This window comes from Pseudomonas sp. AG1028 (assembly GCF_007993955.1).
GTDB lineage: Bacteria > Pseudomonadota > Gammaproteobacteria > Pseudomonadales > Pseudomonadaceae > Aquipseudomonas > Aquipseudomonas straminea.
Window position 1 is genome coordinate 1 of sequence record NZ_VIVP01000028.1, and the last position, 1,095, is coordinate 1,095.

The window sequence follows — 1,095 nt, forward strand, 5'->3', positions numbered from 1 at the left end:
GCTTTGAAGAAAAATGCGCCTTATTCAATCTTTGCTATAAAAAATGGCCCAAAATCTCACATTGGAAGACATTTGATGACCTCATTTCTTTCAATGAAGGGCCTAACGGAGTTGACTAATGTTGTGGGAAATTGGAGCGATAAGCGTGCTTCTGCCGTGGCCAGGACAACGTATACTCATCAGATAACAGCAATACCTGATCACTACTTCGCACTAGTTTCTCGGTACTATGCATATGATCCAATATCAAAGGAAATGATAGCATTGAAGGATGAGACTAATCCAATTGAGGAGTGGCAGCATATAGAACAGCTAAAGGGTAGTGCTGAAGGAAGCATACGATACCCCGCATGGAATGGGATAATATCACAGGAGGTACTAGACTACCTTTCATCCTACATAAATAGACGCATATAAGTACGCATTTAAGCATAAACACGCACTATGCCGTTCTTCTCATGTATATATATATACAGGCAACACGCAGATATAGGTGCGACGTGAACAGTGAGCTGTATGTGCGCAGCTCGCGTTGCATTTTCGGAAGCGCTCGTTTTCGGAAACGCTTTGAAGTTCCTATTCCGAAGTTCCTATTCTCTAGAAAGTATAGGAACTTCAGAGCGCTTTTGAAAACCAAAAGCGCTCTGAAGACGCACTTTCAAAAAACCAAAAACGCACCGGACTGTAACGAGCTACTAAAATATTGCGAATACCGCTTCCACAAACATTGCTCAAAAGTATCTCTTTGCTATATATCTCTGTGCTATATCCCTATATAACCTACCCATCCACCTTTCGCTCCTTGAACTTGCATCTAAACTCGACCTCTACATCAACAGGCTTCCAATGCTCTTCAAATTTTACTGTCAAGTAGACCCATACGGCTGTAATATGCTGCTCTTCATAATGTAAGCTGGATCCCTCGGGGACCGGCAATTCTTCAAGCAATAAACAGGAATACCAATTATTAAAAGATAACTTAGTCAGATCGTACAATAAAGCTTTGAAGAAAAATGCGCCTTATTCAATCTTTGCTATAAAAAATGGCCCAAAATCTCACATTGGAAGACATTTGATGACCTCATTTCTTTCAAT

2 protein-coding genes are annotated in these 1,095 nt (G+C 40.6%); both read left to right on the forward strand.

Translation table 11 applies throughout. From position 1 onward, the window contains the following. On the forward strand, window positions 1–417 hold a 417-nt coding region (locus tag FB481_RS23130), incomplete at its 5' end, for a hypothetical protein (RefSeq protein WP_139788015.1). Window positions 418–913: 496 nt separating this feature from the next. Beyond that, window positions 914–1,095: hypothetical protein (locus FB481_RS23765; RefSeq protein ID WP_147178135.1), on the forward strand; the 182-nt coding region annotated here is incomplete at its 3' end.